Origin of the sequence: Caenimonas sp. SL110 (assembly GCF_001044395.1) — a bacterium.
Classification (GTDB): Bacteria; Pseudomonadota; Gammaproteobacteria; order Burkholderiales; family Burkholderiaceae_C; genus Ramlibacter.
In genome coordinates this window covers 59060-85077 of sequence record NZ_JANU01000007.1, presented here as the reverse complement: position 1 = coordinate 85077, position 26018 = coordinate 59060, and the positions used below count along the sequence as shown (strand labels likewise).

Here is a 26018-nt window from a genome sequence, read left to right as displayed (position 1 = left end):
TGCCCTGTCGCCGCTGGCGAGTTCTGCACGAGCACGATCCACAGATTCGCGTGCCAAGTGGCGGAAGCTCGGTGTCATGGCGACTCCGCTTCGAAGAACGCCCACGCGATGCGGTAGTCCTCTTCGCGGTTGGCACGTGCGAACGGGGCGACGTAGCGGCGTTCCACGGTGCGCGGGCCGCCCGGCAGCGTGTCGTCGGTTACCCACTGGGTGATGACGGTGCCGTCGGGCACCAGCCACTCGCCGTCCTTGTAGAGGTCTTCCCAGCCCAGGGTGCCTTCACGCACTTTGCCATCCGGCGTGCGGATGCGGGTCTTCGGCGTCTTGGCAGCGCCCTTGCGCGGCATGCCGACGCCGACCAGGCCCTTGCTACTAGTGAAAATGATGCGACCGTTGATGTCATACCAAGTGTCGCGCTCGTAGCCCTGCATCACCGGAAACTGCACGCGGTAGATCAGCAGCAGCTCATCAAGCGTGAGGCTCAACGCCTGCGCCACTAGCACGTCGATCTCGACCAGAGCCATGCGACGAGCGTAGTCGCCACGCAGGGCGCATTGGCGCGTCCAAGTGCTGGTGACGCCGAGCCAGAAGTCTTGTGGCAGGCGCGGGTTACTTGGCTGGCTCCAAGATTGGTCCGCGAAGGCAGAGTCGTAAACGCCTTCCCAGAGCGGCGCATAGTGCGAGGTCAAGCAGTTGAGTGTCAGTGCTCGGGCGACTGCAGTTGTGTGCCACTCCATAGGGATGGGTAGTTGGTCTACAAGAGTCGTGTTTGCATGCCCCATACCAGTCGATTTGACTCGGAAGTCGGCAAGAACCGAATGCGACCACGCCAATGCGCCACATAGGTCTTCCTCCCTTCGAAACGCGTGCGCGAGAATAGTATTTAGGTGACTGACTCCGGGTGGGATCAGCGCGCTGATGTAAGTACGCTCGTTTGCCGGAACAACCATCTCTCTATTGATGAGCCGGAAATAGTGAGTAACCGGCTTCGGTGCAACTGCATTGGCATCGATCCAACCTACCCGTGGCGTCCGACGCAAATACTCAGGCGCATTCGAACTAGGCTTGTAGTTGGTTCTTGGAAGATAGTCGGGCGGCAATTCTTCCAAGGCTAGGCCGCTGTACTGCCCTCGTGTGACGCTCACTTGATCAGGAGTCTTGTTCAGCGGATTTGCCAAGAAGAAGTGTGGTCCGCTCAGGACCAAGTCGGCTGGCGAGTCCGGAAACCCGGGCTCGCTTGTGGGGCGACGCGAAATTGTTCCATCATCCTGCTGCAGCTTTTCGTTCCAGTGCTGCGTCGCGAAGTAGTCTTCTCCGAGGTCGACTAGACGGCGTGGCCAGCCCGCTAACTTTGACAAGACGCTACTGAGAGTCTGTGCATGAAGGACTGGGAGGCGAGCGCGATGCGGTGGCGTACCGGCTTCGTCGTAGAGCTTGGCAAATACGGTCAGTGATGCATCATCGACGCGTACGATGCGCTGCGCATGCCCGACAGTATTCCACTCTCCTTTCTCATTCTTGATGCCGCCTGTCAATCCAGCGCCATCGTGTAGATAACAGGCATCGACAGACGCAGGTGTGAAGAGATTTGCTAGATTGTCAAATCCAGCCTCGGCTTTTGCCGAACCGTAGATGTTGATGCTGAACTTCACCCTGTCCCCGATCGGAAAGAGCATCATCTGATTCTGAAACTGGAAGTGCGATCGAAGCCTCGCATACACAGCCTCCCGCAGCGTGCCGCCATTGGGGTCCTCAAAAGGACCCTCGGGGTGCAAGAGCGCCGCCACACCGGTTGGACTCGTTAGAGCCCAAGCCTTTGGCATAAAGCACTTGTACAAATTCGCCTTCATGCCGGCAAGCAGCGGATAGTTCTGTACCGCATTTAAGAACCGCTGCACGCCTTCGGCCTCCTCCAGCTCGTTCGTCCAAGCAGCTTGCAGCCCCTGATATCCACCGAAGGCCTCGGCACGCAGCATGGCCAAATCCGTAGCGCTGAAGTTGCGAATAGCAAACATGGGGTTGAACTCGCCGAGCACGCCGGCTTCGTTCCATTGGACCTTCAGCCACGGAGGATTTCCCACGATGAGGTCGAATCCGCCGCGATTGGCAAATAGGTCGGCGAAGCAAAGCTCCCAGTGCATGAAGCGTCGGCTAGAGGCAAGGGCCTCCACCACCGGCACTCGCGGAAAGTGCTCGCGAAGTCGGCTGATACGCAGTTGGCCGAACTTGTCGTGTAGGTTGGGCTGCTCGGTCGCCTGGGATAGCGGCAGCTGGGTCTCGAAGCCCTCAAACGTTGGCTGCACTTCAGGCACCAGCACCTGCGCCGCCACCGGCGCCGTAGGCTGTAAGTCCAGCTCGGGCTGCTGCGCAATGTCCACCACATTGCCTTCCAAGATGGCGCCCACCTCCATCCACCAGGCTTCGCGGCTGGGCAGCGTATTGCTCTGCGTGATAGGCCAGAACCACAGCGCGCACCAGTAGTCCATCACCAGCTTCAGCCGGCGGAATGGCGTGGCCAGGTCGCCGTCTTCGTTCAGCAGGCCCTGGCGGCGGATTGCCTCCTTCTGGGCACGGCTGACGACGACTTGCGCAGTATCGGCCGCGGCATCACGAGAGGCTTTGCGGTGCGGCCACACGTCGATCGGATCTTCCGTGCGGGCGCGGTCGCGTACCAGGGCCTTGGTGTGCTCGTCCCACAGTTCCTGCACCTTCGTGCTGAGTTGCTGAAGGCGTGCTATCTCGTGATGCGCGAGCGGCGCGTTGAAGGCCTTGCGCCATTTCTTCAGGCGCTCGAAGTCGTCGGCGTAGAGCTTCTTAGCGTCCTTGTCGGCATAGTCGGCCATGCCGGGGTCGGGCAGCAGGAAATGCCAGATCTCGTCGGCCTTGCGCGGCTGGGCGCGGGTGACGCGGCGCGGCGGCTCTTCATGCCAAGCGGGCTTGGCGCCCTTGAGCAGCTTGCCCGGTGGGAAGACCTGAGCCCGAGCACCGATCAGGCTGTTGCCTGCAAACAGCTGGTAGCCAAACCAGGGCACACGCGCCGGCAATGGGCGGCCTTGTCCATCTGCCTCGCCATAGATGGCATTCAGCCACAACGACACCTCGGCCAGTTCCACCGCCACCGGGTTCAAGTCCACGCCGAACACGTTGCGGTCGGCCAGCACCATGCGAACCTTCTGCAGTTCCTGTGGGTACTCGTCGTGCGGGATGCGCTTGCCCAGCTCGGCCTGCTTGCGTTCCAGATAGGCATCGGCCAGCTGGTTGACGGCTTCGTTCAAGAACGCGGCGCTGCCCATGGCGGGCTCACACACCGTGATGGTCAGGATGTCGTCGGCCCTCTTCACCCGGTCGCTGTTCAGCAGCTCTTTCAGCGCGTACTTCACCAGGCATTGCGTCAGCACCTGAGGCGTGTAGTAGCTGGCGCTCTTCTGCCGGTCGCGGCCGGCCAGGCGGTAGATGAAACTGCCCTTGACGTGCTTGCGCAGCACGCGGTGGCCGGCCTCGTTAACATCGAAGACTCGCTCGTCTTCGTGGTACTCGCTCAGGCGAGTGGCTGGCACGAACCAGGCGTTTTCCAGCTTGTCGGCTTCCGAGTCGCCTGGGGCGCGGCCCCGGCGGCCGGTGGGCGCGTCATCGGCGTCATCGGCGTCGTCATCGTCACCATCGGCGTCAACGTCGCCTCCACGACCCTTCTTGGGAGCCGGTTTCACCTCGTACAGGTCTTCGGCTGCGAAGAATCCGCGGTAACTGAGTAGCGCCTCGTACACCGCGCCCAGCTGGTTGATGGACAGCAGCTGGTAGCTGACCCGCCCACTGCGCCGACCCTTGCCCTGCCCTCGGGTCAGCGACATCAGGCGGACGATGTCTTGCCACACATGGTTGGGGAAGCGCACCTTGGCCAAAAGTGGCAACGTGCTGTCGTCGAACAGCCGGCTGTCCAGCGGTGCCATGGCGAAGGTGTCTTTCGCGCCAGCCACCGTGCTGCCCAACTGGGTTTGCGCGGGCTCGCCGAGACCGCAGCCCTGGGACACCAGCTTGAACAGGCGGCGCAGCGTGGCGTCGAAATAGAAGCCGTCGCGTGCGTGCGGCGTGTTGAGCGGCTGCATCTCCAGGTCGCGCAGGCTTTCCAGGCTGTAGCCCTTGAGATAGACCTCGCTCTTGGCGATGGGCACGTAACCCAGTTCAGGGCGTGCCTCGATATAGAACATGAACAACAGCCGGTACACCATGCGCAGGCATTCCAAACTGAGTTCCGCCGGGTCGAGCTTGTACTGGCCGGAGTACACGCTCTTCTTGCTGCCGCTGGCCTGCTCGTCCAGTTGGCGAGCGGCCTCGTTGCCCAGCAGCTCGATGGCCTTGCGCAGCGCGAACTTCAGGTCTTCGCTGACGCCGAAGGCGTGCTTGTGCGCGTTTTCGTCCAGGCTCTGCAGCAGGCTGTTGCCCTCGCCCGGGGCGAGGCAGTCCTTGTGCAGCAATGCGGCGCAGGCCTTGAGCGTGTCGGTGTCCTTGCGGTCAAGGATGTCGGCCCAGTCGAAACGCAGCGCTCGGTTGTTGGGCCACTTGTAGCGGTCCAGCAGCAGCCAGTGGTCCAGGCCCGCCAGCAACACGTAGCGCGGTGGGGCCTCGGCGCCGAAGACGGCGCCGGACAGCATGTCGGCCCAGGCTTCGTTGTGAAGTGCGCTTGGGACGGGCTCGCCACCGTAGTGCAGAGCCTGCAGCTTGTGGTCGAGCAGGTCTTCGTTTTCGGCGCCCGGCTGGTAGGCCGGAATCGCCACCAGCTTGGCGCCTTGCACCTGCCACACCGGAATGGGTTGACCGGGCACCCACTCGTGCTGCGCAGGTTGCGTGGCCGGCGCGTCGAAGCCCAGCGCCTGCATCAGGCCGGCCTGGATTTGCGTGAAGAGGTGCCAGCGTTCGGTATCGCCATCGGCAGCCGCTCGGCTACGCTGCACCTGGCCTCGCAGTCCAAACCACTTTTGCGCCCAGGCCTGAAGTCGCTTATGGGGAGCGCGGTGCGCTTCGTCGCCAGGGTGTTCGGCCTCCGCCGCTTCCCAGGCGTCGAGCCGGGCCTTGATGTCGCCCTTGAAGACTTCGGCCAGGTAGTGGTGGCTGTAGAACTCGTTTTCGTTGGCGATGCCAGCGAAGGTTTGAACGGCGTCGAGGACGGGCATGTCAGGCTCCTGCGGCGCCAGCGGCGGGGTTGGATGCAACGGGATGGCACACAGCGGCCAGCACCTGGATCCAGGGTTGGGGCTCGGTGGTCAACGTGTCGTGCACCCACTGCCGGTAGTCGTCGAAGACTCGGGCGATCTGCTGGCTGCGCTGCTCGTAACGGCCCCGCTTGACGGTTTCAAGCTGTCGCTCCAGTTCCAGGGTCAGCTGTTTCAACTGGCTGGCTTGAAGGCGCTGCAACTCGTCCATCGTCCCTTGAAGACGCTCTTCCAGTCGGGAGGCAAACGCCGACTGCTGCTTCAGCATGAAGTCGTGCATCGTGGTCACCGCCTGCGGCAGAGCAGATTGCATGGCTTGCGTGGCCAACACCAGTTCGGCACTGTGGCCTCGGTTGGGCACCTTGCCGGCCTTAAGGCCGGCGCGTTGTGCAAAGCTGTCGAAAGGCTCCAGCGCAAAGGCGCCGGCGCCAGCGGCGCCGACGACACGGTGTGCCACCTGCCATTCCACCAGCAGGGGCTGGCCCTTGCGGTTGGGCACCAGGCTCATCAAGATGAAGGCCTGCTCACCGGGCTGCAGCTTTGGGCTTTGCAGCAGCGGCGCCCGGTGACGACCGAAGTGCGTGAGCACGCGGTCGCCCAGCCAATCCATGATGGGATGCTGGGGCCACAGGTAGTGAAGCTGCGGCCACGTGTCTTGTTCTGCGCGAGCCTGGCGGGCGGCTTCGATGGCGGTGGCCATGCGGTTGGCGTCGGCGCACAGGGAGTAGAAGTCGTTGTCGGCCTGCACCTCACGCGGGAGCTGACGCAGGCGCTCTTGCAGGTCACGCGGCGCAGTCAAGGCGATGATGCTATCGGCATCGTGTGCCACCCATTGGCACAGCGACTGACCCTGGTTCAGTTGGGTCAGCGCGGTCTTGGCGTAGTGGAAATCACCGCTGAACAGCGACGCGGGTTCGTCAATCTGCGAAGTGCTGCTGACTGGCGCAGGTTGAGGGGCTGCCGTGGTGTCGCCCGCTTTGCCGCCAAACAGCTGCATCAGGAAGTCGGCTTCATTATCGCTGGTGCTCGCGGCGGCCTTGTCCAAAGTGGCTTCAACCTGCTCGGGGCTGAAGCTGTCGGCCATGAAACCGGTGACCTTCTCAGTTTCCTTGTCGGGGTCGTAGACGTTCAGGAAGGCCGACGGATCACCCAAGTTGAAGTTGGCCTGCTCGTCCTTCTTCTCCAGGATTTCAAGAATGCGCAAGTCGCCCTTGATGCGCTCGTTCACCGTCTCGGTGAAGAGGTAGACGATGTGCGGTTGGTGCTTCTGGCCATAGCGATCTACCCGCCCATTGCGCTGCTGGAAGACCATCAGCGACCAGGGCAGATCGAAGTGCACCAGCCGGTGGCAGAAGTAGTGCAGGTTCAAGCCTTCGCTGGCCACGTCGGAGCAGAGCAGCACGCGCAGCGGATCGTCGAGACGACCGAAGCGCTCGACCAGGTCCTGCTGCTGCGTGTCTGACATGCCGCCGTGCAGGACCTCAAGCTGGCCCTTCTTCAACTTCAAGTCGGCGCCGAGCTGATGAGCCAGCCAGTTCAGCGTTTCAATACGCTCGGAAAAGATCACCAGCCGGTCGGAAGCTTCGTCAACCTGCCAGCCAAAATCTGCGGCCCTCAACTGGGTTAGCAGCCGCTGGTACTTGCTAAAGCTCTTGGCACCGGGGTCATTCACCAGCGCTTGCAGTGCCTCTTGAAGCACCTGCAGGCCAGACACCTCAGTGCGCTCGTCGCCGGACTGGCCGCTCTTCGCGGACAGCAGCTGAATGCGCTTTACCGTCGACTCCAGCGCAGCGGCTGGGCTGGAAAACAAACCCTTCTGAAGGCCGATGCGCTGAAGCTCCTGCTGGCGGCCGGCCTTGTGCTGGCCGCCCTGCGTGAAAGCCACATCGAGCAAGGCGCGGTAGGCCGCTTCCTCCAGGGCCGACGCCGCCTGGTGCAGGCATGTTGTCTTGCGCTCCCGGAACTCGCCCGCGACCTGATCGCGAATGTCCTTCTTGAAGCGCCGGATGACCAGGCCCTTGCTGCGAAAGTCCTCCGGCGTGTAGTCGTCGGGATCGGAAATCGCTGTCGGGTCCAGCAGACTCATCAGCGACGCGAAGCTGCGCGCAGAGCCGTCATGGGGTGTGGCCGACAGCAGGATCAGCGTGTCGGAACGGGTGGCCAACAACTTGGCCAGGCGTGCACGCCTTGACAGGCCGGTCTCACCGGCCCGAGCGGCGACGTTGTGGCACTCGTCAATGACGATGACATCCCACCACGCGTTTTCCAGATAGTTGCGGTACTCAAGATTGCTCTTGAGCGTGTCGATCGAGATGATGCTGCGATCGAAGTAGTTGAACGGGTTGTGGTTGGCCGGGATGCGATTGCGCACCCGAGCCAAGCCGACAGAGTCCAACCGCACCAGTGGGATCGAGAAGCGGCTCCACCACTCCTTCTGGAACTGGGTGAGCATGGCCTTCTGCGTGACGACGAGGATGCGCTTGCCACGGCCGCGCTGGATCAGCTCGGTGGCGAGCACGCCGGCCTCCAACGTTTTGCCCAGACCGACAGCGTCTGCGATGAGGATGCGCGAACGCGGTTGACGTAGGGCCTGCAGCGCGGGGTCGAGCTGATAGGGCACCAGATTCATCACCGCCCGGTGGCCCAGGTGGATCTTCTCGTCATTGGCGACGCTGCGTCGGCGCAGGCTTTCCAGGTACAGCAGCGACGCGTTGTAAGTCGGGCTGTCGTCCGGCACCAGTTTCGTGGCCGACGGGTCCAGAACTTCAATCTGGTCCTCAAGCTCGGTGAGGAAAAGCGCATCCTTGCCTCGAACGAGGTCGGAAATGCCGTCACACGTGAGCAGCCAACCGCCGTCGGTAGCCGGGTCGACGCGACGAATGAGCCATTCTTCGTCGCGAATGACAGCACGGGTGCCGGGAGCGAAGGCCAGCATGCGCCTTAGCAATCGAAGACGTGCAGGACGAGGAACATGTGCGCCATCAGTTGCCGCGCCGTCGGACGACGTCGACTTCCATCGCTCATCGGATGCTTGATACGCATTGACTCCCACTCCTCACTCATTCGATCCACCACAACCAATCCTGATGCCCGACCCACGGAACCTGAACAGGACTGGCGATGCCCGACTCTACCGAAGAAATCGAGACAGGCAAGCGAGATGTCGCGCCGCACTCCGGGCATCACCGAAACCGACGGCTCATGCAGTGAGCCTCACAAGTCGGAGGCTACAGCCAGGTTAGCGACGGTGTCGGTAGTTCAACGGGTACTTGCTGCGGCGTAACAGCTTCTCAGGCCCAATGCCAAGCCCCGGCAACAGGCTGCCGATTCCAAGTTGTGGCCTCGATCCACGTGTATCGCGTTCGCCACGGGCGACAGGCACCTCGCGACCCGCTGTTGCCGTAGCACCTGCGGATCTGGCTTCCACAAAACGGCCTTTGAACGGGCACCCCATGAACTCCAGCGGTGACACCATCAAGTATGACGTGCCGTCGCGCTATGGTTCGTTGTAGGTACGAGCTGCATGGAGACTCGTGAAAGGCAATATCAACCGCATCGTCCAGCAATTGCTACAGCGGCCTCAAATCTCTTCATTCGCCCTGACGAGCCGTCCAGTCTTGGTTCATCCGTTTAATGCCCGCTCGGAACTTTGCTAGCTGCCCCTCCTGCGACAACCGAGGCGCTCGGCACTGGCATCCAGATCGGCAAGGGGTAATTTGCGAAACAGAATCACGGCTGCAACAACCGATGCAGGAAGCCCAGCTTGCGGCCGATGTCAAGCTGACCTGCACCAGCGCATCGTGGTGGCTCTTGAGTCGCTGGTAGGTCTTCCAGTGCATGCCTCTGGGCTTACCGCCACTGCCTTTCAACATTCCATCCTCCAAGCCCAGGCGTTTGCGCAGCTTGTCGGCTCGGCTGGATGCCCGGTCCCCTGCGCCTTCTTACTGTGTGGGGTAGACCAGCCCGCCGCACTGGCGGCAGGCAAAGTACCGACCTGGCGCGTAAAGCACTGCCACCCGCTTGCTGCACCGTGGGCAGGTGAACCAGTGGCGCTGACCGCCCAGGTGACAAGGTGAAGTTTGCGTCTGCACCCGTTGCTCGACCACTTCGCCGGTGCACTTCATGCGGTAGGAAAGCACCATGCCCTGCAAGTCCACCCGAACGCTGATGCCTGCCACCTGACGGTCGTCCACCAGCCACTGCCAGCTAAAGGTAGTCCCCGGCACCAGCAAGCCCTCACGGCTGATCCTGCGAATGTCCAGCGGCATGGAGTCACTGGTGTGCGGCTTGCAGCTGTAGCTGCTGCGCCGTCCACTTCCGCGTCCACCCATTTTTACTCTCCGCTTTTTGCCGAAATCAATTGGCAGTTGTAAACAACCTGGGACTCTAAATACCCATGGAATAGGCTGAAACCGGCATGGATGCTGGGATCTGAGTGTTTTTTGTAATGCCGGAAAGTACGCATGCTTTCACGCTGCGCGGCTGCCCCGGAGGTCCTTTAGCTTGATCAGCATTGCCAAAAGTGCGCTCAAACTTGCGGTCCAGGTGCGTTTCGTAGCGGGAAAGCCGCTCCAGCATGTAGCCTCATACCCTTTGAGTCCGCGGTCCTCGACCTGATCCTCTACGTGGGCTGGGATCGGAACGAGGTTGGTATCTTGTGTGGTCGTCTTCATGATCGGGCCCTTAATCAGTTGACGGGCGGTAGAAAGTGATCGCAGCGCTGCAAGACATCGAGCACAGCCAGTTGTTTGACGCAACGTGGGCCAGCGCAGCAGTGTCTGCACTCGACGCAAAGACGGCGGTCATCCCCCTCGCGGTCACGAGCGACAAGTTGGTCGGCTAGTTCTTCGGCCAGGCCACTAGGCAGGCCCAGCGTGTGGAATCGGGCTTGACGGACCATGAAAGTCTGGGTCTCGTTCTCGTTCCATACCCAACCCCGGCCGTGCCAGTCGCCGCGCTGACCTACCGATGTTTTCTGAAACGTGCCCTCCTGGGGTACTGACAAAACAGACACAAGGTCGCACGCATCACCGGACGGGTCCGGGTAGCGGACTGACACAACGGACAAAAGCGGCCGGATGCTCGGGCCGTCAATGGTTTTGGCAGTTTTGACAGTCGCGGGGGTGGACGCGTTTGCGCCGATTTCCGCGGCCCTGAGCATCCACCGGCTCATGGCTGTACTCCGGGCCGCAGGCTGTACAACGTGGTCGGCCGCCCGCCGTCGGCGAAAACGGACTCCATCAGCCAACCGTATTCCAACAATATGTCCAGCCCGGCCTCGACCGTCTCGCGGTCATTCAATCCTTCCCATCCAGACCGATACACCTTGCGCGCCGTGAAAGACGGCTCCAGAGCGCCCGTCTTGATCTTGACCAAGATGGCCTTGGCGGCCTTCACGGTTGGCCGAATGCCGCTGGCATAGGCCCGACTAGCATGGGCCTGGAAGTAATCGGCCAGTTCCAGCGATTGGGCCAGCGACTGCATGTCCACCGGACCCGTCTTGCCAGCAGCGAGATGGAGGGTTAAGGCCAATGCCGGCACATGCTTGCGGAACTTGGATAGCGCTGATTCAAGCAATGCCCCGCCGCTGGCACCCCGCAATTGGCCTTCCAGTTCGGTGCGCCATTCCACGAACAGGGTCCTGGCATCAACCGCAAGCCGCAGAAACGGCAAGCCATTGCCATCTAGCTGTGAATGCTCCGCGCCGAGTTGCACTGTGTCCAGTTGCTGGATTCGCTCAAACGCCTCTCTCGCGCACTTCTTGGCTACATTGTCGGGCCAGCGATCGACCTCGCGCCACTGACCTGGGTCGTCCGGCCATGCGATCACAAAGCGCTCAAGCAAGCCATCTGAACCATGCCGGTGCGCATCTTTGATCAGGCGAGACAAGGGGCCCGGTTGGATGCCACCGATCACACTGACTCGCAAGTCATCGATGCGGATATGCCCCCGACCGATTCGGTCAAACAGATACGGCCCCCCCGACCAGCTCTGCAGATAAAACCCGCGCGCCTCGGCCTGTTCTTCTTGGGCCAGATTTCGCAACAGACTGGCGATCTCGTCGCGCTCCAACAGTATGCCGCCCGGGTTGTCGGCAAGGATGGCCCCTGCTGATTCGTAGGTCAGGTTATTGACTACGAAGCGTTCATGTTTCGGAGACTCCAGTTCGACGCTGCATTCAAGTTGAAACGCCGCCTCAGGGTTCTTCTTTAGTGCTGCAGCCGCATTTACCTCGCGCGCCCGCTGGCGGATCTTGGCTACTTTAAGCGCCTGATCGTTGTCCTTGACCGCATCACGGTAGACCTCGCCCGACATTGCTTCCATGGCGCGTAGTGGAAGCAGCGCCGCAGACTGTGCGGGGCTTTTCATCAGGCCTGGCCGGCCAACGATCAGTCCCCACATGTTCGCGCGTTCCTCCCAGTCGGTTTTCTGCTGCGGACGAACGGCAAGCTTCCGGGCTGCCAGTGACGACAGGCCGACCAGCATCGGCACCGCCACGAAATCGGGCGGGCACGCCATGCGCTCAGAGACGTCCTGGACCCAGGGGCGAATCGAATCGGGCAAGGATGTGAGTGGAAATGCCGGCACGGCTTGGAGCTCCGGGGGCAACGGACGCGGCCCAGGCTGCCGTTCAATGTCAGTGTCCAGCGCCGCCAGGTGTCTTTCCAAACCGTCACTCATGGAATACCTCCACGATGCGGTTGATGCGACCCGCGGCTTGCAGCAGGCGATTTCGATCGGCATCTGAGAGAACGACACCGCGACCCACGTTGGCGGCGGCCACTGCAGTGAGCATGGCCTCTTGTTGGAGTACTTCCAGAGCAGCTCGGGCCGGCAGTGGTGTCGGCTTCTGGAGCCTTGACGGTTTGTCGTCGTCCACCCATGCCCCCAACTCCGTGGCGGCAACGACAAATTCAAGACCGTGCATTTGCATGTGGTAGCTGAGGACATCTCCGCCCTTTGCAGCGCAAGCCATGCAAATCCAGGCGCCGCTGTCCATCTTCACGCGCAGGGAGTCGCTGCCATGGTGGAAGTTGCAAGCCGTGGTCTTCCACTTGGCAGTGCGCGGACCCGAAAGGTTCAGGCCTTGGTCGGTGTAGTAGGTAGCGGGGTCCGGCAGTCTGGTGCGGTCGAAGCTCATGACCGTACCCCCAGCCTGGAAGCGAAGTCCCGCAGAGCGGCCAAGTCCTGGGCGAAGTAGCTGTATCCCCATTTGCTCACCGTGTAGCCGCCACAGGCGCCGCAGTGAACCCCATGCCCGGCCAGCGCAAGCTGGGCAATCAACGTCGCATCGGTCTTCACGAAACCGTCGCGGGTGCGTATAGTGGCGGAGTAGTTAGATTTGGTAGTTTCAGCAAGAGCCCGATTGCCGTCGGGCTTTTGCACGTCTGCGGCCAACATCACGCAAGCCCCAGCACACGGCGCAGGTCTGAAGTTTTCCAGGCCAGCCGCCCAGAAATGCGAATTGGATTTACCGCGCCGTTCTGATAGACCGCCCAGCACCTAAGTGTTTGCGGCTTGCGATTGAGGTAGTAGGCGGCGGCGGCGGTATCCACTGTGGGGCGCGTCACAGCTTCCAGCGGCGGGAATAGTTGAACGGTTTGCTTCTGCATGGGTCACCTTCCTTTCAAAGTGACTCAAGTAGATTTTTTGGGTATGTACCCCCGTCAAACCGGGTACGTTTCCCGCTTGCTTCTCATTGGTGAACTGAACACGGTTCCGGGTATGTTCCGGGTATGTTCCGGGTAAATCACTTCGGTCGCTTGCCGTCTCGTATCAGTGCCGACTGCCACCGCTCGGCTCCGTTGAGATCAGCCTGTTCCTGTTTGGCCTTCTTGACTTGCTTGCCAATGGATGAACGGTCGGCTTTCGGGTTTTCAGCGAGCTCTCGCTCGAAAACACGCTCCAATGCGCCGCGACCTCCACCTGCTTCGCCATGCCATTTAAGCAATCGAGCCCGCCGTTGCGCGGGTGTTTCGGGGGGTGGGGCCTTGCGCGCAGGTTCGGGTGCCCCGTCCTGAGGCGCGAACTGCTCTACCTCCCAGCGCCAGGGCACCCCACCATCGGTGGCCCATTCGTTCACATCCTGCGGCGTTACCAATTCATAAAAGTCGCGCACCGTCTCCGGGCGGTATGGGGCGAGCGTGTGCGGATGTCGAACGGTCATCGTTCCATCGCGCGCTGCTTGCATGAATTGCTTGAGCAGAGTGTCCCGCGACGGGTCATTCCAACCTCGCTGTTCTGCAATCGATTTGACGGCCTCGTGCAGCGTGTAGTACCCCGGCGGTGTGACCGGCGGCGGTGTTTCTGGTGCATCCACGGGCTGCGAGAATTCACCACCCCCAACAGAACCACGAAAATATCCCGCCTCGATGACCTCGCCCGCTTCATTTCTTAGGTCCCATACGTCCACCTTTCCCGGCTTGTCAACGAAGTGAAAGACATCGCCAGTGGTCTTCCCCCACGCAACCAAGTGTTCCGACTTCGCGTGCAAGAGAAGAAGAGTGTCGGTCGCGTCCGAGGCAGGGGGTATTTGAGCTGCTTCAATTAGTTCTTGCGCACTGGCAATACGGCCTTGGCCATCGCATACGGTCAATAGTCCTTTGTTGGCAGCGTGTAGCAGTAAGGAGATCCGTGCAGGGCGTAGCGACTTTAAAGTTGGCCCATGTAGAGGCAGCGCCCCATATCCGCTTGCAGCATGCTTTGCCATAGCCTCGGCAACGTAGATAAGCGGGATGACATCGCCGTGCATTGCCACCCAAACTCTCACCGTGTATTCCAATTCGCACCCCTTCAAAGTGCTGCCTTCATCGGGTGCCCCAGCAGGCGGGTGAAGGTTTCCCGCTTTTCGGTTCGCGGACCTAGCTGGGGCGATCGCAGCCTATCCCATTTTCGCGGCCTACCCCATTTCGCGGGCGCCTCCACTTGCGAGGCGACGACCAAAGCATCACCGCACCACGTGGCCGCGGATGCAATGCGCAGAATCTGCTGATCACCGCAGCCACCGGATGCGGCAAAACCTGGCTGGCCTGTGCGCTGGCGCATCAGGCGGCGCGCTCGGGCTTCCCGGTGCTGTACACCCGCGCGGCGCGGCGCGCCTGTTCGATCAACTGCAAGGCGCTCACGGGGATCGCAGCTTCGCGCGGCGCCTTACGCAGCTGGCCAAGCTGAATTTGCTGGTCATCGACGCCTTGGCGATCTCTCCGATGGGCGCGGCCGAGCGTAACGCTCTGCTGGATGTGCTGGATGATCGTCTTGGCAGCCGCTCGACCTTGATTACCAGCCGCGCCCGGTCAAAGCCTGGCACACCCACTTAGATGACCCGACGGTCGCTGACGCGATCCTGGACCGCGCGGTGCACAGCAGCTACAAGGTCGAGCTCAAAGGAAAAACGCTGCGCGAGACAGCCGAAGACAAATGACACCCGAACACCACCGTGCGAGCGCCAAAGACGACTTGCCCACCTCGTCGTGCATTCATCGCAAGCGACGCCCGTCGCCGTGGATAAGTCTGCACCGCGCAGCTCCAACGAGCGCTTCGCGCAGACCCGTTTGAAATTGATCGTGGACGATTGAGATATATTGAGTCCCTCGCTTGCGCGCTTCGCCCGCCCGTCCACGATCAGACTCAAATAGCCGTCCACGATCGCTGAAATGCGCAATCGAAAGAGGATGACTGTCGAAGCGGAGCGGATCCGCGCCTCCTGATCATTCGTTCGAAAGTCAGGCTGAAGTTGTTGACAAAGGTGCCAGATGCATATTTCGTCGTCACTCGAGGCAATAAGGCTCAAGAACTTTCAAGCTATCCGGGACGAAGTCGAAATTCCTCTCAAGCCCCTAACCTTCATTTATGGCCCGAACTCGGCTGGCAAGAGCAGCATGATCGATGCGCTTCGCTGCTTGGAGGAATTTTTCCTAAAGCCCGAGCATAGTGCCGGGCGATGGGTTCGCACAGAAGCGGGGGCAGCCGCGGCAACAATGGTGGTGGGTGCTACTTTTAAGACTTACGCCCGACTCGACGAGCTCGTCGCCACGGATGTACATCAAAAATTGCCCGAATGGCTGATCCGCGACAACAATCTACAAGGGGGGAACGAGTGGTGGACACCGGGTCCCCATCTCCTCGACATTAGGCTGACGATGGGCGAACTCTCCGGCGAGTTTGGCCTCACCGAATTGGAGCTACTCATTGATCAGAAGAAAGTCCTCGAGTGCAAATATGAATCTGAATCCATTGTGGAGGATGCCTACCTTGTAAAACTGGCTTCGTCATTCTTCGGAGATCGGGTCTGCAAGTATCTCAACGAACTTGACGGGTCCGTGGGCTACGACCGCAAAGGTCGGCTCGTAGTTGATGCAGAGCTTGTGCGGGGTCCGCTCCGTCTCCGCCGCCCGTATCTTGATGAAACGAGTGGGGATCTCGAGGCGGCGGTTCTAAGACTTGCCGACCTGTTGCTCGGCTTGGTTGCAGGTTGCTTGGTAGGGGTCGATCGACGGGTCGCGTTCGCTGACCGAGGATTGATCCACGATGATGAGTTAAGCGTGGTTCAGGCGCGGTATTGGAATCCCACAGATCCGCCAATGGTTGCGTTGCAGCACTTGGGTAAAAAGGCATCGCCCTCTGCGGCGATCCGTGTAATTGCCCTGTCCTTTTTAGAGGACATGAAGCGAGCAAAGTCAACGCAACAGAAGAAGCACCGACCCGGGAAAACCTTGGCGCTGAAAGAAGTTGTCAGGCGCGCGTTGGACGCGGATGCCGAAGCTGCTCATGCCGGTAGTCCCGATTCGAGATTCGACATTGATGAGTCGCTTCACCAATTCGTTAACCGGTGCCTTTCGGATCACCTGTTTATTGACCAGGGATTCCAGATCGCGGCCGAGATCTTTGAGATTCAACAGGCAGGAGTCAAACCCCAGGCTGCACGTAAGGCCGCTAATCCCGTGTCCAAGGATGGCTTTTTGGGATACCTGGTCACTTGTTTTCTCATCGACAAGGGCGCCCGTCGTCTGACCTTCGAGGACGTGGGGACTGGCATTAGTTGCGTCGTGCCGGTGTTGTGCAAGCTGCACGGCCAATTCAGTTTCTCTCAGCAGCCTGAACTTCATCTTCATCCAGCCCTTCAATCGGCCTTGGGGGATGTTCTGGTCGAGCGTGCCCAGCACCCACTTTTCCGGCACGTCGTGGAAACGCATAGTGAATATGTCTTGCTGAGGTGCTTGCGTCGAATCCGTGAAACTAGCCAGGGCCGCCGACCCACTGCATCGGGTATGGCACTGAAGCCCGATCAGATTTGCGTCCTCTACTTCGATCCCCAGCCAGATGGGGCAACGAGGGTCAGAGAAATCCGCGTTTCATCCGAAGGGGACTTCATCGACCACTGGCCTCGTGGATTTTTTGAGGAGCGCGGAAAGGAGTTGTTCGATGAATGAGCTCTACGGGGTTGACCCGTCGGCACCGTCGAATGCCCTTGAATTAGGATTCCTCCTCAGACTTTTTGACGTCGGTGAGGGGCGATTCATTGCCGAGTTTCCGGTGAATTGGCTTGATGACCTTAGGAGGAATTTAGCCGAGCGATCTGACCTCGGTGCGATGAGAGGTGAAGAAGCCAAGACGCGGATTCGCCACGCGCTCCTGCCGGCAAGTTCTCGCTATGTACCCGGGCTACCGTGGATTGAGAATGCGGACAAGTTGAGGCAGGAAGTCAAGATGCTGATCGGTGCGAGTGGCTGTCCGCCGTCCGCTGAGCCCCTTCCTTCTGTGATTGCATCGCCCGACTCCCTTCCCGATTCCAGAGCTGATCACATTCCTAGGACGGCTGGAGCTTATGCAAAAGCAGCGCGGCCGTTGTTCTTCACCTCTCCCGTGGTTTGCCTCGTCGACCCATACTTCCGACTGCGGCATCGGGATCGGCAAGGGACTCGATGGACTGCCGATCGACGGCGTAGTGATGTGTTGCGCGCGCTTCTACAGAACGCGACCGAGTCGAAGCGATTCGAGCGCTTTCGACTCACTGTGTCTCGAAAGGTTGGTCTTGAAGATGATGAGTCCGGCACCGAATTGATTGCCGCCGCGTACAGCATCGCAGAGGAGGCCGGGCTTCTGCACATCGATTTCGAATTTGATGTGATCGAGGATATTGCGCCGCGCCATGATCATCCTCGCTATCTGCTGGGAACGCGAAGTGGGCTGCAGTTTGACTACGGATTTGATACGTCGACAGACGGAAAGTTAAATCATGTGCATTGGATGAGCCGTGCTGAACTTGACCCCTTGCTGAAGGTGTTCATGAATGCGCCTGCTCGCACGCACCGGAACATTGGAGCTGGGCGGAGTTGAATCATCCCGGGCGAACGTCCGATGCCATGCCGGCGAGAGCGAAGACTGGGTAAAGGTACTCGTTCGTCACTCGCGTGGCGTGCACTTCGATTCCGCCACCGACGAATCCGTCGGCAGGCTGCTGAGCCGTTGGCATGCCCCACTCTTCTGAAAATCCGAGCCGAGGCAACGCGTCGCAAGCCGAAACGATCGGGTCTGGGAGCGGTATCGCAATTGACTACCTCGGGGCGTTACTTCACCACCCGAAGTTTGCCAGTGGTGGCGTCCGCGTCAAACTGAATCCCCGCGTGCCGCAGAATCCACGCCTCGATGCGCTCATGGTGAATCCGTAGGAGTTCCAAGGGACGGATGGTGTAGTGCTTTTCAGCGGTCGCGCTGGGCTTGTGGCCTTGAATCTGCGCCACCACTCCCACGGGCACTGCCAGCCATTCAGTCAGGCTTTTGAACGAACGACGCAGCCCGTGCAAGGTCAGCCCCTCAAGTCCGGCAGCTTTGCAGGCGCGTGTGTGGGGCGTGTTGGGCTCAGTCAGGCATCCGGTCGCACTGGTGGGGCTGGAAAACACCCACGGGTTAGGCACCTCTCTGCCAGTCTTTTTGTCTTTCATCATGCGGCGGGGCAGGGCTGCCAGCAGGTGCAGGATGTAGGGCGTTGCTGGTATCTCGCGGGTTCCCTCTACTTTGTCGCGGATGCTGATTCCCTTCCATTGGGTATTTACATCTTCCCAGCGCAGCGCCAGCACTTCACCCGGCCTCGCGCCAGTCAGCAGCATCATTTGCAGGCAGGCCGATATGACCGGGTTTTCAAGCTGTTGCACGGCGGCAAACCACGGGGCCAACTGTTCGCGCTGCAACACGTCCGATTTAGTCCTGGCCTTGCCCAACGACTCGCGGGCCTTTTTTGTCTTGGCTGGGTTCTTTGCGGGTAACAGGGCGGCATATTCCGGTTGTTCCGCGCACCATGTTAGAAACACGGTCAACAGTCGCCACGCAAGACGGGCAGACGATGCGCGGGTTTTGCCTTCTTTGGCGGCCCACCGTTCGATTTTCGCCGGGGTAATGTCCCGCAATGCCAGCGGCATCAATGAAGCCAGCGGCCCCGGCTTGGTCAATTGCTTGCCACCACCACGGCGGCCAGACGGTAGCCCCCCGGCCTTGGCCTTGTCGATATGGTCGCGGTAATGCAACTCCCCCCAGAGCGGGCGGCGTTCCTCTATGTATGTAGCCCACACTTCGCCCACGGTCACCGCGGCCAACTTGTCGGCTTGGGCTTTGACATTTGCGGCGGTTTTCTTCGCGGCATCGACGGCCATGCGCTCGCGTTCTACCTCTCTCGGGTCTGCGCCAGTGTCGAGCATGGTTTGCAGCTTGCGTGCTTCCTTTTGGGCGGCATCGATGCCCCATGTGCCCACGTTCCCAATGGTGCGGCGAATGGTCTGCCGGTTTAGCTTGGCTTCAAACACGAATGATTTCGCGCCAGCAGCAGTCACGCGCACCCGTAGACCGTTGCCTTTTTTGTCCCGCAGGAATGCTTGAGACTTCCCAACTGGGCAGGCCAAGCACTTGATTACCTCGACGGTCAGGTTGTGGGCCCCGCTCAAATCTAGCGTGTCGCTTTTGGGTTTTCTTGCCATGGCCTGCACCCTTTTAGGTTGCCAAAAATCCATGTAGCCACCATGTAGCCACTTTTTGTGAATTTCGAGGAATATTAATCAACGCCTCTTGTTTTCGATTTCCCCGCTGAAAACTCGTAAGTTGTTGATTTTCATTGATTGTATAGATAGCAATCAACAGGCGAAAATACTAAAAAGTCAGGATTGTGATTCCTGTTGTCGTGGGTTCGAGCCCCATCAGCCACCCCAGATTTTTTGGTACCTAGCAAGAGGGCTCACAAACGTGTGAGCCCTCTTTTTTTGTGCCCGTGTCGGCAGTCACGCGTCATTGCGCGAACGCAAATACGCCTCCACCACGGTTTTCAGCTCCGTTGCTCGCGGCATGAACCGCAACGCGTCCAGACCACGATCAATGTCGACAGCCGGGTCGTAGCCGCGCGGACCCAGAATCTTCATGCGTTCCCCATACTGGCGCCCCTCCAGCGTGCCATGCCACAGGTGCATCACCCTGTTGTCCGCATAGCCCAGGCGCTGTTGATCTGGATGCCCAGGCAGGCAGTGCGCCGCCCAGGCCATGACATCGGCTTGATGGCGCGGCGCATAGTGACGCACACTGAAGAGCTCTTGCAGCCTGCCGGTGACTGCCGCTGCCAGCACCAGGTCTCCCCCACCGACGATGTTGGCGTCGTACAGGGCGAAATCCGGCAATGCCGCCAGCCGCACAGCACACGCCATTCCCGGCCCGCCCGCGGGAGAAACCGCACGGGTGATCGCCATTGCGTTAGCCGTCGCGACGTCAGTGGTGAACAACGAGCCCTTCTGCGCCAGTGCAAAGGCAAGCGATCCAACCGAGCTCTCGGGTGCCTGCGAAACCAGGTCGCAGCGGCTGCGCACAGTCGGTGGCAACTCTGGAAGGTAATCGACCCACGAGTGGCACTGCACGATAGGGCAATCATCGAGTGCGTCTTCCACACGCAGATGCCAATCGGCGTCTGCAAAGACGACATCGGCATCCAGGATCGCAACGTCGCCTGCAAGACGGTCAGCGCGGATGCGCGACAAGCCGTGATTGAGCATCCGTTCCTTTTGCCACATGAGGTCGCCGCCACTGATGCGGATCATCACGTCCGCATCGGACTCGCCCAGGTCGAAGCGGGCATCAGGGGACCACTCGACTGTCACCAGGGGCACGCCGAGGTTTTCACGGAAGACCTGGTAGTTGTGCCGGCGCCGCTCGCCCTTGAACGGGTTGTAGTACGTGGTCAGTGCAATCAACGCGCTCTTCCCGCTCACCCCTTGGGTAATCCCTCGTAACGCCACCACTCGCCTACGCGGGCGTCCCACTCCTTCGGCTGGAATAGAACTCTGCCTGCACAGGGCGTGAATGTCATCTCGCCGAAGCGAATGTCCGTACCGCAGCAATAAAGGTCCACACGCACAAAATCGAATCCGGACGACAGCGTTGCCGCGATCTCCAGCATCTCATCGAGTTTGGCTGGCCGTGGGATCGGCGGCGCCAGGTACTCCTTGCGGTAGGTCAGCTCGATGGGCTCCCAGTCAGGCGTGAAGAAGCGGTGGATCGTGTGCGAACGGCTGCCGACCTGAAGCAGTCTCGGTACGCCGGCGAAACAGAAAAAGATGTAATCGAGCGGTCCGTCAGGATGGCCGTCATCCAGGCGAGGCTCGATCAGCAGCCGGCGCGGAACATCCCAGTAGTGGTATTCGCGCCTTCTCCAGTAGAACGACTCGGCTTGCCAGCCAGCGGCCATCGCTTCTACCGCGCCGTGATCGCAGGGCGAAAGGAGCAGCGCCCCCTTGCCAGAACCTTCATTGCACTTGAGCACGACTTCGCCCGGAAGCCGCTCCCAGGGGATCTCGCGTGCATCGTCGCCGGTCCACAGCAGCGGTGTGAGGAAGCGTTCATCGATACGGCTCGCCACATGGTCGCGCACCCTGATCTTGTCGGACAGGGTTGAGTAAACGGGACAACCGCTCTCGTGAACATCGAGCATGCGGCGGTAGAGCTTCTCGGTGAAGGTTGACGCGTTGGCACGGTCGAGCGGGCGCCCCTGCTCCACCTCGTAGTAAGCGCGAAGGATGTCGGGGCCCAGGGCGATAGCGTCGGCTTCCCGGCCATCGGTGCGAAGCGCCGATGCCTGATCGAGCAGCGCCTGCAACGCATCGGTGGCCTCGAGCCCGTTGTGCGACAGCGCCATCGCGTCACTTCGTGAGCAGCGGATCCATCTCAGGTTTTGGCGCCTTGATCGTGACCTTCAGGCGCTCCTTGAGCAGGTTGTAATAAGCAATGCCTTCTGCGGTTGCCCACCACTGCGAATACTGCTGGCGCTCCTGCTTTGCAACTTCATCGGTCGGGTTCTCGCGCGCGACCAGCTTGTTGACTTTCACGACCGCATAACCCTGCGCTCCGAGGTCAACCCCGACAAAACCAGGCAATGCACCCGGGTCGGCACGCAATGCGGCCTCGACCAGTGGCTGCGGTTGATTGGCTGCGTCCTGGCGCGAGAGCGTCACAGCGGGTGAAAGCGTGGCCGTCGCCGGCGCCGCCTTCCAGGCAGCCAGCTTTGCCATGCCTTCCTTTTTTGCCAGTTCGGAAGAACGTGCGGCCACCAGCTTCTCGCGGACTTGCTCCTTGACCTCTGCGAACGGCAAGGTCCGCGCAGGCATGTACTGCGCGACGCGTCCCGAGACCAGGGCACTGGGTCCCGCCTCGACCGCCTCGGTGTTGCGCTTCTTGTCCACGCTGTCCGGCGCGAAAAGCGCATTCAGGAACTTCTCTGACGCCAGCGGACCTGTGGCACCGGCCGCGGGGGTGCGGCGCACACCGGATGCCGTCCTGATCTCGAGCTTGAGCTTGTCGGCAACAGGCTTGAGGCTGTCAGCTTGCTCATAGACCGTGTTGCTGAACGCATCGGCGCTCTCGGCGAACTTGCGCTGGGCTTGCTGCGTCTTCAGCGTTGCTTCGAGTTCGGTACGCGATTCCTCGAATGTCTTGGGCTTGGGCGCTGCCTTGATGTCAGTGAGCTTGACGATATGCAGGCCCAACTCGCTTTCGACAGGTCCGCCGATCTCGCCCTTCTTGAGCGAGAACGCAAGATTCGCGACCGCAGGCAGCATCGCGTCCTTCACGAAGAAGTCGAGGTCGCCGCCCTTGGCTGCCGTCTCTTCGTGCTTCGATTCTTTTTTGGCGACATCCGCGAAGCTGTCGGGTGCTTTCTTCACAGCAGCCAGCAGTTGATCCGCCTTCTCTTTGGCTTTCGCGCGATCGGCTTCGCTTGCACCCTTTGCCAACGGCACCAGGATGTGGCTGGCGCGGCGCTCTTCCTGGCCGGCAACCGTCTTCTGGTTCTGCTCGAAGTAGCTCTTGACGTCCTGCTCGGCCAGCGTGATCCCCTTCTTGACCGTCTCAAGGTCCAGCACCACATACTCGATGTTGGCTTGCTCCGGGGTCTGGAACATCGACGGGTTCGCCTTGTAGAAGGTGTCGAGGTCCGCATCAGTGATCGTGACCTTGCTGGCGAATTCGGCCGGTGCAAACCGGGCCACCTGCACTTCGCGTTTTTCGAAGAACGGGTTGATCGACAGGGCCGCTTGCTGCGGTGTCGCGAAGCTCGTTCCACTGACGCCTGCAAACAACTGACGGGCAGACAGATCGGCGCGCACGCCGGCTTCATACATTTCAGGCGTCATGCCCTGGGCGCCAAGCAGTGCGCGATAGCGCGCCATGTCGAGCTTTCCATCAGGGCCGCGCATCGAGGCGATCATTTCGTTCTTTTGCAGCTCGCGCGCCAGGCGCTGGTCCGTCGTTGTGAGGTGCGCCTTGTCTGCTGCCGCAGCAATCACGCGGTCGCGAACGATGCGCTCGAGCATCGCGTACTTGAATGCCGGTGTGTCCAGCATCTTGGCGTCGAGGCCCGGGTTTTGCGATCGGACACGATCGACTTCCTTTTTGTGGGCTTCATCCCACTCCGACTGCTTGATCTCGCGGCCATCGACCTTGGCAACGGCCTCGCCCTGTTCGTTGTAGCGGTTGTACCCCTCAAGGCCAAACAGGACAAACGACGGGAAAATCAGCAGGACCAGCAGGAACTGCATGACCCGGTTGTGCTTGCGAACGAATTCAAACATGAGTGGAGTCTCGAATCTCTCGAAAAAAACAAAAGGCGAACAAATCGTTCGCCTTCGCTTGGGTCTTGGTGGGTGCTGACGGACTCGAACCGCCGACCTACGCCGTGTAAAGGCGCTGCTCTACCAGCTGAGCTAAGCACCCCACCTTAACTGGCCCCATCAGTTCAGCGCATCTTTCAGCGCCTTGCCGGGACGGAACTTTGGAACCTTGGCGGCCTTGATTTTAATCGCAGCGCCAGTACGGGGATTTCGACCACTTCGCGCTGCACGTTTTCCGACTGCAAACGTACCGAAACCCACCAGCGAAACCGACCCGCCTTTTTTCAGCGTGGTCTTGACGGCGCCGATCATCGACTCAAGTGCGCGGGTAGCCGCGGCCTTGGAGATGTCCGCATGCTTTGCGATGTGCTCGATCAGTTCAGTCTTGTTCACAAGGGGCCCCTCGTACAGAGAATTATGGACAGTGTGTCTCTTGAAAAATCAATTGGGCTTGTTGAGCAGGGCTGCCGGGGAATGCATTGAAGGTGCGTTCCGGGAGAGCCTTGCAAGCCACCGACCGATTAAAGCGATGCGGTCTGACGGTGTCAATACGGGGGCAGCAATACAACAGCGCGGAGGCGGATTCTATGCGCTTTTCGTGCCGTCCCAGTTCGAAGCACGCCCGATTTTTGTGCGGCACTGCGCAAGAAAATCGGTGCGCGCATCGTGCATCTGCTTACAACGCGGCGGCTATGGCACGCCCCACGTCGGTTGTGCTCGCGGTGCCGCCGATATCCCCGGTTCTCGGTGCGCCACTCCTGGGGTCCAGCACCTTTTCGATGGCCTGGAGAACGGCGTCATGCGCATCCCTGTGCCCCAAAAAGTCGAGCATCATCGCGCCGCACCACACCTGCCCGATCGGGTTGGCAATATTGCGCCCGGCAATATCCGGCGCCGAGCCGTGCACGGGCTCGAAGAGCGACGGAAAAAGGCGGTCAGGGTTGAGGTTGGCGCTGGGTGCAATGCCGATGGTGCCGGTGCATGCCGGGCCCAGGTCACTGAGGATGTCGCCAAAGAGATTGCTGGCGACCACCACATCAAAGAAGTCCGGGCGTTGCACGAAGTGCGCGGTCAGGATATCGATGTGGAACTTGTCCACCTTCACGTCGGGATAGGACTTCGCCATTTCGGCGACGCGTTCGTCCCAGTACGGCATCGTGATCGCAATGCCGTTGGACTTGGTTGCGCTGGTGAGGTGTTTCTCGGGCCGCGACCTGGCCAGCTCGAACGCGAACTTCAGCACACGATCAACGCCGATGCGCGACATCACCGTCTCTTGCATGACGATCTCGCGCTCGGTTCCGGGGAACATGCGTCCGCCGATCGACGAATACTCGCCCTCGGTGTTCTCGCGCACGATGTACATGTCGATCTCACCGGGCTCGCGTGCGCTGCCGTCGCGCCGCACGACGGGCGCGATGATGCCGGGCATGAGTCGCGCCGGCCGCAGGTTGACGTACTGGTCGAACTCGCGCCTGAACAGCAGCAGCGAACCCCACAGCGAAACGTGGTCGGCGATCTTCTCGGGCCAACCCACAGCGCCGAAGTAAATCGCGTCATGCCCGCCGACCAGGTCCTTCCAGTTGTCGGGCATCATTTGTCCGTGCTTTTCGTAGTAGTCCCAGCTCGAAAAATCGAAATGATCGAACGCCAGATCGATGCCGAACTTTGACGCTGCTGCTTCCATCACACGCACGCCCTCAGGCATGGTCTCCTTGCCGATGCCGTCGCCTGCAATGACTGCGATGCGCTTCTTGCCTGTGCTGTTGCTCATGGTCCTGCTCCTTCAAAGAATCCGGTTGCTTCCTGCAGCAGGAGGCCGGGTGCCTCCTCCGCGATGTAATGGCCGCAGGGCAACGCTCGCCCGCTGACCTGCGATGCACGTTCGCGCCAGAGCGCAAGAACGTCAAATGATGCGCCCACGGCGCCATGTTCGCCCCACAGCACGCGAAGCGGTTGCTCCACATGCCGCCCCGCCGCGATGTCCTGGCGGTCGTGGTCCAGGTCGATGCCGGCGCTTGCACGGTAGTCGCCGCAAATGCCTCTGGCGCTTCCCTCGATCTGGATGCAGCGCTCGTATTCGGCCAGCGCCTCGGGCGCGAAAGCGCCCAAGCCCGCATGGCGCTTGCCCATGACGCTGCGCAGGTAACGCACCGGGTCGGACTCGATCAATGCTTCGGGAAGCGGCGGAGGCTGCACGAGGAAGAACCAGTGCCAATACGCGCGAGCAAATGCCAGCGAAGTTTGTTCGTACATCGCAAGCGTCGGCGCAATGTCGAGCAGCATCATCCGCCCCACGGCTGCGCCATGATCCACCGCGAGCCGATGGGCTACACGAGCGCCACGATCGTGGGCGAGCACGTCGAATTGATCGAAGCCCGCTGCATGCATCACCGCCATGGCGTCCAAGGCCATTTCGCGCTTGCTATAGGCCGCACTGCCCTCGCCGGCAGGCGGTCGCGCAGAGTCGCCGTAGCCGCGCAGATCCATCATCACGACGGGCCGGGCATTGGCCAGTTCAGGGGCCACCAGGTGCCACATCGCATGCGTCTGCGGATGGCCGTGCAGCAGCAGCAGGGGTCGGCCCGATACGGCATTCACACTTCGCCAGGCGTTCAGGCGAACCGCCCCACGGTTGACTTCGAAAGCTTCGAACTGCTCCAGCATCGGGCGATTGTCC

The 26018-nt window shown here is 60.7% G+C and carries 19 protein-coding genes, 1 tRNA gene and 2 pseudogenes; 4 read left to right on the top strand and 18 right to left on the bottom strand.

The features are described 5' to 3' along the window. Nucleotides 1-74: 74 nt before the first annotated feature. From AQ12_RS05220 to AQ12_RS05180, 9 genes are all read right to left on the bottom strand, one after another. Complete coding sequence (locus AQ12_RS05220) at nucleotides 75-5168, bottom strand: N-6 DNA methylase (protein ID WP_048438816.1); 5094 nt, start codon at nucleotides 5166-5168, stop codon at nucleotides 75-77. 1 nt (nucleotide 5169) lies between these two features. Next, the gene (locus AQ12_RS05215; RefSeq protein WP_048438815.1) at nucleotides 5170-8142 is read right to left on the bottom strand and encodes a DEAD/DEAH box helicase; all 2973 of its coding nucleotides are present in this window, start codon (nucleotides 8140-8142) and stop codon (nucleotides 5170-5172) included. 1006 nt (nucleotides 8143-9148) lie between these two features. Further along, complete coding sequence (locus AQ12_RS05210) at nucleotides 9149-9538, bottom strand: hypothetical protein (RefSeq protein WP_053076559.1); 390 nt, start codon at nucleotides 9536-9538, stop codon at nucleotides 9149-9151. A 55-nt stretch (nucleotides 9539-9593) separates the two neighbouring features. Beyond that, complete coding sequence (locus AQ12_RS23115) at nucleotides 9594-9785, bottom strand: hypothetical protein (protein WP_193387961.1); 192 nt, start codon at nucleotides 9783-9785, stop codon at nucleotides 9594-9596. A 591-nt stretch (nucleotides 9786-10376) separates the two neighbouring features. Further along, the gene (locus tag AQ12_RS05200) at nucleotides 10377-11888 is read right to left on the bottom strand and encodes a YfjI family protein (protein WP_048438813.1); all 1512 of its coding nucleotides are present in this window, start codon (nucleotides 11886-11888) and stop codon (nucleotides 10377-10379) included. Next, nucleotides 11881-12348 (bottom strand): CHC2 zinc finger domain-containing protein, encoded by a 468-nt coding sequence (locus tag AQ12_RS05195; RefSeq protein WP_048438812.1) that lies wholly within the window; start codon nucleotides 12346-12348, stop codon nucleotides 11881-11883. The genes AQ12_RS05200 and AQ12_RS05195 overlap by 8 nt, the downstream gene beginning before the upstream one ends. After that, entirely contained in the window at nucleotides 12345-12608 is a 264-nt protein-coding gene (locus tag AQ12_RS05190) for a hypothetical protein (protein ID WP_048438811.1), read from the bottom strand. The genes AQ12_RS05195 and AQ12_RS05190 overlap by 4 nt, the downstream gene beginning before the upstream one ends. Further along, on the bottom strand, nucleotides 12608-12820 hold the full coding sequence (locus AQ12_RS05185) for a hypothetical protein (RefSeq protein ID WP_048438810.1): 213 nt from the start codon (nucleotides 12818-12820) through the stop codon (nucleotides 12608-12610). The genes AQ12_RS05190 and AQ12_RS05185 overlap by 1 nt, the downstream gene beginning before the upstream one ends. Before the next feature lie 137 nt (nucleotides 12821-12957). Continuing rightward, a complete protein-coding gene (locus AQ12_RS05180; protein ID WP_152682679.1) occupies nucleotides 12958-13701 on the bottom strand; it encodes a hypothetical protein in 744 nt (247 codons plus the stop codon). Nucleotides 13702-14183: 482 nt separating this feature from the next. Here AQ12_RS05180 and AQ12_RS05175 point away from each other — a divergent pair. Then, a pseudogene (locus tag AQ12_RS05175) lies at nucleotides 14184-14628 on the top strand (ATP-binding protein); the annotation flags it as partial. Here the strand turns inward: AQ12_RS05175 and AQ12_RS23110 are convergent. Then, the gene (locus AQ12_RS23110; RefSeq protein WP_193387960.1) at nucleotides 14521-14997 is read right to left on the bottom strand and encodes a hypothetical protein; all 477 of its coding nucleotides are present in this window, start codon (nucleotides 14995-14997) and stop codon (nucleotides 14521-14523) included. The pseudogene AQ12_RS05175 and the gene AQ12_RS23110 overlap by 108 nt on opposite strands. Between AQ12_RS23110 and AQ12_RS23505 the strand changes: the two are divergent. From AQ12_RS23505 to AQ12_RS22665, 3 genes and pseudogenes are all read left to right on the top strand, one after another. Beyond that, nucleotides 14960-15049: pseudogene (locus tag AQ12_RS23505) on the top strand (hypothetical protein); the annotation flags it as partial. The gene AQ12_RS23110 and the pseudogene AQ12_RS23505 sit on opposite strands and share 38 nt — an antisense overlap. Before the next feature lie 36 nt (nucleotides 15050-15085). Continuing rightward, entirely contained in the window at nucleotides 15086-16636 is a 1551-nt protein-coding gene (locus tag AQ12_RS05170) for a hypothetical protein (protein ID WP_369798973.1), read from the top strand. Then, on the top strand, nucleotides 16629-17543 hold the full coding sequence (locus AQ12_RS22665) for a hypothetical protein (RefSeq protein WP_152682678.1): 915 nt from the start codon (nucleotides 16629-16631) through the stop codon (nucleotides 17541-17543). The genes AQ12_RS05170 and AQ12_RS22665 overlap by 8 nt, the downstream gene beginning before the upstream one ends. 230 nt (nucleotides 17544-17773) lie before the next feature. On the opposite strand, the gene AQ12_RS05160 is transcribed toward AQ12_RS22665, so the two are convergent. The 8 genes from AQ12_RS05160 to AQ12_RS05125 all read right to left on the bottom strand — a co-directional run bounded on the left by AQ12_RS05160 (nucleotide 17774) and on the right by AQ12_RS05125 (nucleotide 26005). Beyond that, nucleotides 17774-19174, bottom strand: coding sequence for an integrase family protein (locus tag AQ12_RS05160; RefSeq protein ID WP_082151417.1), 1401 nt, complete (start codon nucleotides 19172-19174; stop codon nucleotides 17774-17776). 297 nt (nucleotides 19175-19471) lie between these two features. Next, the gene (locus AQ12_RS05155) at nucleotides 19472-20428 is read right to left on the bottom strand and encodes a hypothetical protein (protein WP_048438806.1); all 957 of its coding nucleotides are present in this window, start codon (nucleotides 20426-20428) and stop codon (nucleotides 19472-19474) included. Nucleotides 20429-20442: 14 nt separating this feature from the next. Further along, complete coding sequence (locus tag AQ12_RS05150; protein WP_048438805.1) at nucleotides 20443-21369, bottom strand: ATP-grasp fold amidoligase family protein; 927 nt, start codon at nucleotides 21367-21369, stop codon at nucleotides 20443-20445. 4 nt (nucleotides 21370-21373) lie between these two features. After that, entirely contained in the window at nucleotides 21374-23299 is a 1926-nt protein-coding gene (locus AQ12_RS05145) for a SurA N-terminal domain-containing protein (protein ID WP_048438804.1), read from the bottom strand. 66 nt (nucleotides 23300-23365) lie between these two features. Beyond that, nucleotides 23366-23441 (bottom strand) — tRNA-Val (locus AQ12_RS05140). Nucleotides 23442-23458: 17 nt separating this feature from the next. Further along, nucleotides 23459-23749 carry an HU family DNA-binding protein gene (locus tag AQ12_RS05135; protein WP_161798981.1) on the bottom strand — a complete coding sequence of 97 codons (291 nt, stop codon included), beginning with the start codon at nucleotides 23747-23749 and terminating at the stop codon, nucleotides 23459-23461. A 265-nt stretch (nucleotides 23750-24014) separates the two neighbouring features. Continuing rightward, nucleotides 24015-25112, bottom strand: coding sequence for a tartrate dehydrogenase (locus AQ12_RS05130; protein ID WP_048438802.1), 1098 nt, complete (start codon nucleotides 25110-25112; stop codon nucleotides 24015-24017). Then, nucleotides 25109-26005, bottom strand: coding sequence for an alpha/beta hydrolase (locus AQ12_RS05125; protein WP_048438801.1), 897 nt, complete (start codon nucleotides 26003-26005; stop codon nucleotides 25109-25111). Before AQ12_RS05125 ends, AQ12_RS05130 begins: the two co-directional genes overlap by 4 nt. Nucleotides 26006-26018 lie beyond the last annotated feature (13 nt).

Excerpts from the sequence above, each read along its gene's own strand:
- AQ12_RS05200 (WP_048438813.1), bottom strand. The coding sequence starts at position 11,888 with ATGAGTGACGGTTTGGAAAGACACCTGGCGGCGCTGGACACTGACATT.
- AQ12_RS05150 (WP_048438805.1), bottom strand. The coding sequence starts at position 21,369 with ATGGCGCTGTCGCACAACGGGCTCGAGGCCACCGATGCGTTGCAGGCG.
- AQ12_RS22665 (WP_152682678.1), top strand. The coding sequence starts at position 16,629 with ATGAATGAGCTCTACGGGGTTGACCCGTCGGCACCGTCGAATGCCCTT.
- AQ12_RS05130 (WP_048438802.1), bottom strand. The coding sequence starts at position 25,112 with ATGAGCAACAGCACAGGCAAGAAGCGCATCGCAGTCATTGCAGGCGAC.
- AQ12_RS05185 (WP_048438810.1), bottom strand. The coding sequence starts at position 12,820 with ATGCAGAAGCAAACCGTTCAACTATTCCCGCCGCTGGAAGCTGTGACG.
- AQ12_RS05145 (WP_048438804.1), bottom strand. The coding sequence starts at position 23,299 with ATGTTTGAATTCGTTCGCAAGCACAACCGGGTCATGCAGTTCCTGCTG.
- AQ12_RS05220 (WP_048438816.1), bottom strand. The coding sequence starts at position 5,168 with ATGCCCGTCCTCGACGCCGTTCAAACCTTCGCTGGCATCGCCAACGAA.
- AQ12_RS05215 (WP_048438815.1), bottom strand. The coding sequence starts at position 8,142 with ATGCTGGCCTTCGCTCCCGGCACCCGTGCTGTCATTCGCGACGAAGAA.
- AQ12_RS05125 (WP_048438801.1), bottom strand. The coding sequence starts at position 26,005 with ATGCTGGAGCAGTTCGAAGCTTTCGAAGTCAACCGTGGGGCGGTTCGC.
- AQ12_RS05210 (WP_053076559.1), bottom strand. The coding sequence starts at position 9,538 with ATGGGTGGACGCGGAAGTGGACGGCGCAGCAGCTACAGCTGCAAGCCG.
- AQ12_RS05160 (WP_082151417.1), bottom strand. The coding sequence starts at position 19,174 with ATGGCAAGAAAACCCAAAAGCGACACGCTAGATTTGAGCGGGGCCCAC.
- AQ12_RS05170 (WP_369798973.1), top strand. The coding sequence starts at position 15,086 with ATGATCGATGCGCTTCGCTGCTTGGAGGAATTTTTCCTAAAGCCCGAG.
- AQ12_RS23115 (WP_193387961.1), bottom strand. The coding sequence starts at position 9,785 with ATGCTGGAGCGGCTTTCCCGCTACGAAACGCACCTGGACCGCAAGTTT.
- AQ12_RS05195 (WP_048438812.1), bottom strand. The coding sequence starts at position 12,348 with ATGAGCTTCGACCGCACCAGACTGCCGGACCCCGCTACCTACTACACC.
- AQ12_RS05190 (WP_048438811.1), bottom strand. The coding sequence starts at position 12,608 with ATGTTGGCCGCAGACGTGCAAAAGCCCGACGGCAATCGGGCTCTTGCT.